Raw genomic sequence first — 10,274 nt, forward strand, 5'->3', positions numbered from 1 at the left:
TAAAATCTGGGCGTTTTAACGGGCTCTATTTACTTCATAAACGGAGCCTAAGGTCTCCGCCCTTACGGGTAACGATCCCTAACGCAACACCAAGGGCTTTGCCCTTGTCATCCCACACCTGCCGCGGTGTGCTCGGGGTGATGGGAGGTAAAGCGCTTCCCATCTCCCCTTGCGGAGGCTATTTAACCCCTGCAGAGTCAAGTAACTTTCGCGGCATAAAACCTGTCTAAAGCCAGATTTATTCCACGTTTACTTGACTTAACGATCTCCGAAAAAAATATCCCATAAAATTAAAAAACTAAGACAAAGAACAGCTAAAGTTATTAAAAATATCTCAAAAAATTCCAACTAAGCTCCCTCCTGCTCTTGCTCGGGGCTGGGGGTTTTAGTCCGTGCCGTCATCAGTGCTTGCGGTCGCTTTAAAATCTGCACTATTCTTAGCAAGCCGCAAGGGTAAACAGAGCGCTAGCGCCCTTGCGGCTTGCTAATGCACAGTGCCTGACGATTTTGCGACCGATAGCGACTGTGACGGGCTGGGACTTATTTTTTACTACTAGGCAAAAGATCAGGAAAACCTGATTTAACCCATTCACTCAAAACCGCACCACCTAACGTCCAAAGATCAGTCCCACGTTTAAACGCTTCTTTCTGTAATTCCAGATGAACTGAACTCGGGGCTATAACGTAAAAGCGCTTTTCCTTGTCTTCTACGTTTACTTTTCTTGGCGGTATCATGTTGCAACTCCAATAGCACAGGAAGATCTGATAGATCTGATTCTGAAAATTTGTTTAATTCGTAAATTGTTTTTAATGCGATCAAACGTAGAGATTGTTCGTAAACCGTCAGCTTGTACGGCTGAATCCACGCCCAACAAACAACACACTGGCAATCTAGCTGATGTTGACGATTCAAAAGCTTCGCAATCTTCTGCATATTAAAAATCAACAAAACAAAGCTGATCAAATCTTTCGTTATAAGCCGTGTATAACGAGTACAAAAAATCACTCTGAAACATGAAAGAAGATTTAAGAAAACTCTCTGCTTCATTTAAAATTTTTTTAAGTATCTTTTTTGTTGGAGCAGTTCGGATAAGCTCAAGATAAGCAGAAAACAACAATTCATTAGTCATCGTTACATTAGTCATCGTTATAATCCCCAGCGCAAAAGATAGTTTTTCCGTGGTCAATCTCTTTTCTAATCTGATGCAAATTAATAATGCGTAGACGACCAATTTTGATAGTAGGAATATGCGAGTTCTCAATCCAACCGCGAACGGTGTCCTTAGTAACCCCAAGCATGTCTGCAAATACTTGAGGCGTACAAAAAGGCGCGGATCTAAAATCTGTAATTTGTTCAGCACTACCTTGAATTGACAACCCCAATACGCCAGACTGTTCCATATTACTTATTCCTGCACTCAGTACTATTTACTGATTACAGTATACACTCATAACAACTTAGTACAATGTACTTAGTAGAATATTTAGCTATGATAAAAGAAAGACTTATATCTTTATTTAATAACGAACGAACAACAGTTTGGTTTGAAAAAGAAACTGGAATTGACCGTTATCGCTGGGGAAATATAAAAAGTGGACGAGCAAGGTTAAGTGATGCAGAAATATCTGCAGTAGTACAAATATTTCCTAACTATGCACTTTGGCTTGTATCAGGACAAATAGCTCCAGAAATTGGACAAACAAGCCCTGATTTTGACGAAGCTAATAAAAACTTGCCGCAACACCACGCGGGCTAGAAGTTACCAGGAAGGCAGCTGAACGCTGGTTTCGTAGTCGGTAAAGTTAATATTGTTTTGGGGAATTGGACATGCCAACACAAGAAGATAGAATTTCAACAGAGAACAAGAAAAAAAAGAAAAACATATTCAAAATACTTACAAAAACATGCCTAGCTTTTGCTGGATTGTTCTTAATTATCAGCGTATTTGCAGTCATGACAAAAGCCCCTGAACGTGGCGCTAAAACTATTGCTGATATGCTAAATACAAAATTCATTGACGATCAACAATATAGCCAAACTCAAGAGCAAAAATACAATCAACAAAGATACGCACAGAATACAAAACAACAAAATCAAGATAGAAATATATACGATTCAATCCTTGATAAAGACAATGCATACAACAAATTTATAGACGGACAAGTTCAAGATCTAACTGACGCAATGACTCGAAGAATTGACCCTCAAAACATGAAAAGCTTACAAGGCCCACAGCACCGACCAAATAACAGAGTTATGCGAGTAACAAAATCAGTAAAAGAATGCATCAAACCAAACGGGCTTATTGATGATGAAGTTCAAGAATGTGTTAATGGCACAAGAGAAAAAACATGGTAAATCATAGGGCGTTTTAACGTGCTCTATTTTCTAAAGTCTTCTAATAAATAGTATTTACTACCAGCCAAGAAAACCAAGCCTAGGGTCTTGGCGTCTAGCGTAACGATCACTAACGCTCTTGCATTCCATGCGCTTAAAAACAGGTGACTAAATTAGTCCTTTTTAATGTTTTAGCCTGTTTTTATCTGTTCCCAATTATTATAAGAGCCTTTATTTACTGGGCTATCAGGCTGTATAGGTATAGACACAGATAATTCATAATGCTGATGTCCCAGGTTCAAGTCCCGGTGTAGCCACCAATGATTTCAAGGGGTTAGCAAAATAGCTAGCCCCTTTTTTATTGCCTCCAGACTATAAACAGACCAAACGCAGACTATTCTATTTGTGCTAATGGCGATAACCTCAAAACTGAATCTAAATGCTCAGGTGACAAATGTGAGTATCGCATAGTCATCTTAATATCTTGATGCCCTAATATTCTCTGCAAACTTAAAATATCGCCACCTCCCATCATGTAATGGCTTGCGAATGTATGCCGCAAAATATGCGTCATCTGCCCTGGCGTATTAAAACCACATCGTTCATAAGCACATCTAAAAGCAGCACGACAAGATAGAAATAATCGACCATTACCAGGCACTGCAACTTTTAAAGCCTCATCAACAACGTATTGCGGAATAGGCACAGAACGAGATTTACCATTTTTAGTTTGGCTAAAATGCACTTTTCCATGACGAATAGATGAGTACCGTAAACTTTCAGCTTCGCCCCATCTTGCACCTGTCGCCAAACAAATCAATGCCACTGGATAAGTATGATTATTTGTACTGTCTTGGCACTGCTTAAGTAGCTGTTTTATTTGCTCAAGCTCTAAAAAACTAAGCTCAATTTCATCAACTTTGACCTGGCGAATACCCTCTAAAGGATTCTCACCAGTAAAAGCACCTAGCTTTATAAGTTCAGAAAATACGGCAGACATATAACTCTGCTCATGATTAACTGCACTTGCTGTTACCTCTATCAATCTGCGCTGGCGATAGCGTGACCAGTGTACTGCTCTATAAGCTGCCGTTGCTGTTTGTCTTGTTTGTCGAGCTGCTGTTGTAGCTGTCTGTATTGCTGTTCGTTAGCGACTAATGTGCGTATTTGCTCGCGCTTAAAATCAAGCTCGGCCTGTGCTGTTTGTTGTTGCAATTCCAGCTTTCTTGTTTCGCTCAGTGCTGTATCGAGCTGCTGCGCAAGTAAGTCTAAACGGGGCGATGCAAAGCCGAACCAGAGCAGTACTGCGCCTAAAATCACGAGCCCAGCACTACCTGTAAGCCAGCCGAATAGTTTTTTAAATACCATGTTCGAACATCCTACGTTCATCTGCACGGCGCTTTACTAAGCCGTTTAACTTTTGCCCACCTGCATAAACCCAAACATCAAACTGTTTAGCAGCAGCTTGATAGTCTTGCGCGTTTAAATATTTAAGCAGTGTCGATTTTTGTAAGTTGCCGCCGCCAAGGTTGAACACAAAGCTACTTAGCGCGTCGTATTGCCCTTGAGATAGCGTGACATTGATGTAACGATCAATGAATTTTTCATGCGCTGCGATATCCTCAAACAACAACACATCGGCTTGGTCCTGCGTGATCGTCATGCCTTTTTTGGCTGTTCGCGTGTGACCGTAGCCGATTGTCCACACGCCTACACTGTCTTGATAAGCTGCGAGCTTGCAGCCTTCCCACGCTTTAGTAAAAGCAATACCTGCTGTGCTGGTTTTCATATTTCATTTCCTATAGATAATAAAAAACCCGCCGAAGCGGGTTTTAAGTAGTACAACTATTTAAGTTGGATTAGAACGCATATTTAACATGCAAACTCGCACTGCCGCCGTCGCGTTTGCCTGTGTAGGCATTGCCTTTTAAGTCGATGGTGAGGCGCTTGTTTTCTTCTGGGTTAAAGCGCACGCCTAAAGTACCAATCGCTGTTGTGCCTTTAACGCTTGGAGAATCAATACCATAGACGGCATAGGTTGTGCCTGTGGCTTTGCCTTCAAATTCATGCTCTACACCAAAGCCTGTTAGCAATGACCAGTCGTGATTGAGCTTATAGCTGTTTTCTGCATTGGCGCGTAAACGGCTGGATTTGAGTTTGTCAAAATGGATAGGGTCACCTGCCACGGTTTTGTCATGGCTGTCAGTTTCTGTCCATAAGTATTTTAGCGATACATCCATTTGGTTATCGTTGTTGATATCAAACACATAACCAACGCCAGCATGGGCGCTTAGGTATTTTCCTCTGAGTTTATACTCAGCTGATTCGCCCGTTGCTGCGTTACGAATATCGCTAGTCGAGTATTTGGTATTTAATCGACCGCCACGTAACGAGCCATCGATATACACGCCGTTGGCAAAGTCAAACTGCCCATATAAACCTGCGCCGTAGTAACGGTTATCGCCTTTGCCATGTACTTTATTGGCATTATGGAATGAGTTGTAGGTGTCGTAGTTCGATGTGCCTAATTCCAAAAAGCCCGCTAGGGTTAATTGTTCATCTTGAAAGCTTAAACCTGTAGTCAACAACGAGCCGTTGGCATCAATATGCGAGCCACTGTTGTAGCGATCATAATGACCTGAGGCTTGAATAAAGGGCACTAAGCCTTTGTGTTGGTTTTGCTCAGTAATGGCTGCGAAGGTGTTGTAGGCAATATTATCAGCACCGCGGGTGACTAGCATTAAGCCCGACAGGTTACCTTCCAGTAATGATTTAAGTTGTGGATTTACTTTAGGGCCTTCTTCTGGACCAGGACCACGTGTGCCATGTCCATTTTTAATAGTGGCTATGACTTTATTACCATCGATGCTGGTTTCTACGTCATACAACAAAGAAATACCTTGTTGAGCAAGGCCTGATGAAAGATAGCCTTCCCCTTTGCCTTCCAAACTTTTGGCATTCATTAAAATAAATTGGGTATCTGTCGCTACTAATTTACCTGAGTTAATGCCGACGACTTTAATATCAGAAGCAATGTCTTTGGTTGTGCCATCCGCATTTTTCACGTTATCAATATTAGAACCTAACACTATGCGCTCTGCATTAATCAGCGCTACATTTTTATCACCCATTTCTGGATTAATGGTGAAGTTATAATTTTGGAAGTTAGCCAGCGTGCCAATGGTAATGGATTGCTTGTTGTTGTAATTTAAGGTGTTGCCTGTGAATACATCATAAACATCAGGTTTTATGCCTGATTTTTCGTTATAACCTAAATAACCACCATAAATATCGCTTTGGGTGCTATTTATTTTATGGCTACCGTTAATAGTAATAGTGTTATCAATGGCTTTAACTTGGTGACCTGTAACTTTAATCGTCTCAGCCCCTTTAGTACTATCTGCTTTTTTTGATGTACCACTACTAATATTAAAGTCAACATACCCCCCATACAAACTACCTTTAACATTTGAACTTCCTTGCAAGTCAATTTCATTTCCATTGACTTCTGTAATACTATCAATAACATTAAATGTAAGTAAAGAATTACTATTAATAACCTCATTAGTGTGTATAACTTGACCCGCCTGAGTATCTCCAATAGATACATTAAAAACAGCAGAACCCGCAGAAATATTATTAAACGTATGACCATCGCCTTCTATTTTTATTTTATTATCATTGACTGTTAGGTAATTTCCTTTAGCATTAAAAACTGAAGTTACTTTAGAGTCACCTTTTTCAGCTGCAAGATCATCTGGAGATAATGATGTTGCTGTTTTTGCAGTAATATCTCCAATTTTAGCGATAAATGTGGCGTTGCCTGAGCTAATATTATTAAAAGTATGGCCATTCCCTTTAATAAAAATTGCGTTCTCATTACTGAAAAGTTTATTATTAGAAAACTCTGCAATAATTATTATATTACTATAAGCTGCTGGATCACCTATACCAGTAATTTTCGAGGTTGTTTCACCACTCGTTATAGAGCCAACTTCATACTGAAGCGTTGTACTTCCTGAAGTAATATTATTGATCTTATGCCCAGAATTCCCAGCAATACTAATTTTATTATTATTAGACTCAAAACTATTGTTTGAGTTTTTTGAATTAAAATTAAAAGATGCTACAGACTTTATACTGCTATCCACTCCAGACTTTATTACGTTTTCTGCACTAACATCACCTATTATGATTTGAAAATTATTACTTCCTGCATATATATTCCCATCCACCTTAACCGTGCTGTTACTTATTAAGTTCACTTCATTTGAATTACTTTGAGTAGTTTTCCCTAAAATTTGATTCTTAAAATATGTCGCTGCAGGAATATTACCTGTGTTGTCAGGTAATGGTTCCTCGTATATTTTTGTGGGAATAACCTCTGTATGGTGTGCCAACCCACCATAAACATTGCCATCAATATTACCTTTCTCGATGGTAATTTTATTGCCATTAACTGTGGCACTATCCTGCCCACTACCCAATAAACCAGCATAGCCACCCACCACAAATTTAGGCGTATTAGCCGTGCTGTTATCGATCAATAAATCAGCGCCATTACCATCTATAAGAACACCATCACCAGCACCAACTAGGTGCTCTAGGTTGCCCGCTACGGTTGAGCTATCGGTTAAAGGTTGGCTGCCGTCATAAACATCTTGTGCAAAACTGGCTGTGCTAAACAATGTTAACAATACAGCAGAGGCTAATGCTGTCTTTTTAAATAGAGTGTTTGTTTGAGTAGTTTTTCTAGTATTCAGGCGCATTGATAATTCCTGCAGCATAGTGCTGTACAACATATCGACAATCCTAGTCGTGCTGCTAATAAGTCCTTAAGGTTTGATGGTTAAGCCTTTGGGCTTTATTAATAGAATACCTGACCTGTTTAGTGCGAAATGTGTCTAACTTCTAACTTTATCTTTTCGTCATAATTGAGTCACAGTTTTTGTGACTGTCTCATTACTATTTGTAATGATAGTATTTTCTGTATTGCTTTATCTGGCCTATCCTTTTTACTGGATAAAAAATCCACAGCTACGAGTAAATTTAAGGATTATTTATGGAATTTGGACGTCGAGGCTTAGCTAAATTGGCAGCTAAAAAATATGTTGTTGAATTACTTTTAGATGATGCTGAACATATAGATGTATGATAAGGCCTGACTAACCCCGACACTTTTTATGGTAAAAAGATGAACAACCACAAGGGGTTAAACATGAGCAAAGGCTACCGTTATTCAGATGAGTTTAAGCAAGAAGCTGTCAACCAAGTGCCCCTCCATGGTTATGCTGTTGTAGACGTTGCTAAGCGCTTAGGCATCAGTGATAAGACGCTATACAACTGGATTAAGATCTTTTCCAAACCGGTTAAAAAACGACTGAAAGATAATGATTTACAGGCTGAGATCGCTCGTTTAAAGCGCGAACTGAAGCGTGTTGAGCAAGAGCGCAACATCTTAAAGGAGGCCGCCGTGTTCTTTGCCAGCGAGTCAAAGAACGGTACGCATTCATAAAATCTCGTTGCCACCGTTATCCTGTGCGCCTAGTTTGCAAGGTGATGCGTGTTCACCACAGCAGCTATTACGCTTGGGTTAAAACGCCAGAGAGCAAGCGTTACAAGGATGATCAACGCTTACTGCCTTTGGTTAAACACTATAGGCCGCCTTCTGCATATGCAAAGAAGACGGCATAATGCAAAAATCTGATCTTGGTTGTGCCGCTCAACTTGAATGAAGGTCAAATAAAGTTTAGGTATTTACAAGAAATTATAATACAAACTAACTAGAACACCTCTAACCTTATTTGTTGTTGGCTAAAATTACTGAGATTCATACTCAGCCAAAAATGCTTGAGGATTTCCTGCTCTTGATAAATTTTTATTATAGACTAAATCTAAATTTGATTGCTCACCGGGAAGAAATAACTCTATTTTATTTTTATCTTGAATCAACAAGCTGTGCGGTTTATTATTTAATTGAATTACATAGTGTTTATGTTTTTGCGTTTCGTCTACCTCTGCTAAAATTATTTTTCCATTTAGCTCATTATCTACAAACATAATTTGAATTAACGCTTTATTGTTCTCTTTTGTATCGTAACGCAACAGCCAAACCGTTGCGCCCAAATCTCCTTCGAAAGCATATACTACTTTTCCAACTTCAACCGCATTGCTTGTAGCAGACATAATACCCCCTAGATTACCAGTATGCTGAACCCTCAGCATAACTGTGATTATATGCAAAAAGGGCACTATACAAGGTTCATACTACTGATTTGCTGACTTAGGCTAAAAAACTTCTCCTTTAATTTTTCAATAGAACTTACTAATGCTAATAGATTATCGGTAGGCACTTAGTATTTACTTATCATAAGGTAAGTCTTCAGGATTAACATCTATGTAGTCAGGAGCTATAGGGTGGCTGAACTGTATAGCTTCAATATGAGTTAAGCCTAGTAAAATAGCCTTCACAATACGATGCATACCATCAATTAATCTACCCTCTGAACATAAAATAATAGGATAAGCTAAATCTGCTTGATTAACTAACTTTATATGTTCAATAATACTATTACAAGTAACTTCATCAATTGTATTAAAACAATAATATTCATTCAATTTTTTACATCTGAAAGCATAATATTTTTTATTGGAATCGTCTTTTATTTATCAACGATTTTATTGACATTCCAAATATAAGTACGTCCTTCAACAACTCTAAAATGATACTGCTGCCGCATAATTTATGCTCTATTAAAACTCAATATTAAATAAAAATAACTATTTATTCATAGTCCCGCATTCTACACAGCGCCACTTTAACAAAGATCCTGTAGTAGAACGATAGTACCAAACAACAAGGATCCACACACCAAATGTAAGAATCGCAAGAGGGACGTTCAGTAAATAAGATACTGCATTACTATTTTCCTCGCTAAACTGTCTTGTCTGCTTTTTGCAACATATACAGTATGCCAGCTCATTCCGGATAATTGTTGCCATCTTTTCCTCTAAGTAAATTTTGCTGAATTAGTTACAGTTCTGAGTAGATACTCTCACTATAGTCCATTTACAAATATAATAAAAAAATCCCCGCTTAGAACGGGGATTAAAGATACAACAAGGTTTTACAAAACCGCCAATCTATCTAAAATCTAGCAGGTTTATTTCTAGATGCAAGTAAATTTGTTACCTAAATTTTTCAACGTCTTATTATACAAGAAGTAAAAAAACACGACCAAAATTTAATTCTAGGTATCATTAAAACAAACTAGATAGTACTTATTACCAAACTCCACCATTAGCTCTTTCCTCTCCTGATCAGAGCTTTTCAGTGGTGAGTTATAGGCATCTACAATCATCTTTTTAATGGCATCAACATTAATAGCTACCTTTACTGTACCATCGTCATTCTTATCAACCAAGGCCATTAAGTTAGTAATTGATACTCCTTTTTGCCTTGCAGCCATTACTGACTGTGCTGTTTCTAACCAGATATCACAGCGCTCATCTGCTAGGCTAGCCTGTGTTATGATAATCCCAATCAAGATAAAGAGTATTTTTTTCATAAAGTTTCCTTTCACTAGTGGAAACTATAGCAAATGACTAAATAAAACCTAGCACAGTATAGATTTAATATACAATAATGTGAACTATTATATAAAATACTACCACTGCAGTGATTTCAATACAGTAAAAACAATACAAAGATATCTCTGAGTAAAACTGTAATCCCCCCATTTTCCACAGTGCTCATCTGTAGAATTTAAGCTGCCTGTAATAGCTGCCTTGGCGGTACTCCTCCGATAGCAGTGTGAGGGCGTTCGTTGTTATAACTCCAAAGCCATTGTGTAGCAAGTTCTTGAGCCTGTTCAATGCTGTCAAAGATGTTTAAATCTAACCATTCATGACGCACTGTTCGGTTAAAACGCTCAAC

Annotated in this window: 12 protein-coding genes, 1 tRNA gene and 1 pseudogene; 4 read left to right on the forward strand and 10 right to left on the reverse strand. The window is 38.6% G+C overall.

All coding sequences use genetic code 11. From position 1 onward, the window contains the following. Positions 1 to 540 precede the first annotated feature (540 nt). Both VQ643_RS09880 and VQ643_RS09885 read right to left on the reverse strand, forming a co-directional pair. On the reverse strand, positions 541 to 735 hold the full coding sequence (locus VQ643_RS09880) for a hypothetical protein (protein ID WP_414199607.1): 195 nt from the start codon (positions 733 to 735) through the stop codon (positions 541 to 543). A gap of 402 nt (positions 736 to 1,137) precedes the next feature. Beyond that, a complete protein-coding gene (locus VQ643_RS09885) occupies positions 1,138 to 1,401 on the reverse strand; it encodes a helix-turn-helix domain-containing protein (protein ID WP_414199608.1) in 264 nt (87 codons plus the stop codon). A gap of 65 nt (positions 1,402 to 1,466) precedes the next feature. On the opposite strand from VQ643_RS09885, the gene VQ643_RS09890 reads away from it, so the two are divergent. The 3 genes from VQ643_RS09890 to VQ643_RS09900 all read left to right on the forward strand — a co-directional run bounded on the left by VQ643_RS09890 (position 1,467) and on the right by VQ643_RS09900 (position 2,658). Next, positions 1,467 to 1,757, forward strand: a complete 291-nt coding sequence (locus VQ643_RS09890; RefSeq protein ID WP_414199609.1) for a DNA-binding protein — start codon at positions 1,467 to 1,469, stop codon at positions 1,755 to 1,757. A 71-nt stretch (positions 1,758 to 1,828) separates the two neighbouring features. Continuing rightward, entirely contained in the window at positions 1,829 to 2,359 is a 531-nt protein-coding gene (locus tag VQ643_RS09895; protein ID WP_414199610.1) for a hypothetical protein, read from the forward strand. A gap of 228 nt (positions 2,360 to 2,587) precedes the next feature. Beyond that, positions 2,588 to 2,658: transfer RNA gene (locus VQ643_RS09900), tRNA-Leu, on the forward strand. Between the two features lie 74 nt (positions 2,659 to 2,732). Here the strand turns inward: VQ643_RS09900 and VQ643_RS09905 are convergent. From VQ643_RS09905 to VQ643_RS09920, 4 genes and pseudogenes are all read right to left on the reverse strand, one after another. Next, positions 2,733 to 3,410, reverse strand: a pseudogene (locus tag VQ643_RS09905) (tyrosine-type recombinase/integrase); the annotation flags it as partial. After that, on the reverse strand, positions 3,380 to 3,706 hold the full coding sequence (locus VQ643_RS09910; RefSeq protein ID WP_414199611.1) for a hypothetical protein: 327 nt from the start codon (positions 3,704 to 3,706) through the stop codon (positions 3,380 to 3,382). The pseudogene VQ643_RS09905 and the gene VQ643_RS09910, both read right to left, overlap by 31 nt. Beyond that, a complete protein-coding gene (locus VQ643_RS09915) occupies positions 3,696 to 4,127 on the reverse strand; it encodes a lysozyme (RefSeq protein ID WP_414199612.1) in 432 nt (143 codons plus the stop codon). Before VQ643_RS09915 ends, VQ643_RS09910 begins: the two co-directional genes overlap by 11 nt. Before the next feature lie 70 nt (positions 4,128 to 4,197). Then, entirely contained in the window at positions 4,198 to 7,107 is a 2,910-nt protein-coding gene (locus VQ643_RS09920; protein WP_414199613.1) for an autotransporter domain-containing protein, read from the reverse strand. Between the two features lie 449 nt (positions 7,108 to 7,556). Here VQ643_RS09920 and VQ643_RS09925 point away from each other — a divergent pair, with 449 nt between their 5' ends. Further along, positions 7,557 to 7,853 (forward strand): transposase, encoded by a 297-nt coding sequence (locus tag VQ643_RS09925; protein WP_414199614.1) that lies wholly within the window; start codon positions 7,557 to 7,559, stop codon positions 7,851 to 7,853. Positions 7,854 to 8,158: 305 nt separating this feature from the next. Here VQ643_RS09925 and VQ643_RS09930 read toward each other — a convergent pair whose 3' ends face one another. The 4 genes from VQ643_RS09930 to VQ643_RS09945 form a co-directional block, all read right to left on the reverse strand. Further along, positions 8,159 to 8,524, reverse strand: a complete 366-nt coding sequence (locus tag VQ643_RS09930) for a hypothetical protein (protein ID WP_414199615.1) — start codon at positions 8,522 to 8,524, stop codon at positions 8,159 to 8,161. Between the two features lie 174 nt (positions 8,525 to 8,698). Beyond that, positions 8,699 to 8,956 (reverse strand): hypothetical protein, encoded by a 258-nt coding sequence (locus tag VQ643_RS09935; protein WP_414199616.1) that lies wholly within the window; start codon positions 8,954 to 8,956, stop codon positions 8,699 to 8,701. Positions 8,957 to 9,588: 632 nt separating this feature from the next. After that, positions 9,589 to 9,906, reverse strand: coding sequence for a hypothetical protein (locus VQ643_RS09940; protein ID WP_414199617.1), 318 nt, complete (start codon positions 9,904 to 9,906; stop codon positions 9,589 to 9,591). Between the two features lie 197 nt (positions 9,907 to 10,103). Next, positions 10,104 to 10,274: integrase core domain-containing protein (locus VQ643_RS09945; protein ID WP_414199618.1), on the reverse strand; the 171-nt coding region annotated here is incomplete at its 5' end.

The organism is Pseudomonas sp. F1_0610 (genome assembly GCF_047470865.1).
In the GTDB taxonomy this organism is placed as follows: domain Bacteria; phylum Pseudomonadota; class Gammaproteobacteria; order Pseudomonadales; family Pseudomonadaceae; genus JAZDRH01.